Genomic DNA, 421 nt, shown 5'->3' with positions numbered 1-421 from the left:
TGCAGGCGGGGGTTTTGGGGGTCATGGTTTGGGCGGAGTTCTGGGCGACGTGCTCGAGGCCGGCGGTGTGGCCACGCTCGTGGACCATGACCGACTCGAGGTCGAACTGGTTGGTGCAGCCGGCGGGCTGGGTGGTGAACCACTTGTGGACCTTGTTGTCGATCAGCACGTCGGAGGACAGGACGGTCTTGGAGCCGGTGCGGTAGTAGACGCAGGTGTAGGCGAGGACGCTGGCGGGCAGGGTGCCCCAGCTGGTGACGCTGACGTTGTCGTTGCCGGTGCAGGTGCCCTGGGGGGAGACCTGGGCGGTTTTGGTGCTGGTGCCGGCGTAGATGTCCTGGGTGACCTGGGTGGTGGCGGTGCCGCAGCGGGAGTGGGCGGTGAACAGGGTGGTGGTCGCGGACTTGATGGCGGGCAGCGC

Annotated in this window: 1 protein-coding gene; it reads right to left on the bottom strand. The window is 67.7% G+C overall.

All coding sequences use genetic code 11. The features are described from left to right. Positions 1–421: matrixin family metalloprotease (locus BU204_RS37515; protein WP_143230047.1), on the bottom strand; the 421-nt coding region annotated here is incomplete at both ends.

It is taken from the genome of Actinophytocola xanthii (assembly GCF_001921205.1).
GTDB lineage: Bacteria > Actinomycetota > Actinomycetes > Mycobacteriales > Pseudonocardiaceae > Actinophytocola > Actinophytocola xanthii.
This window is presented reverse-complemented; position numbering and strand designations above follow the sequence as displayed.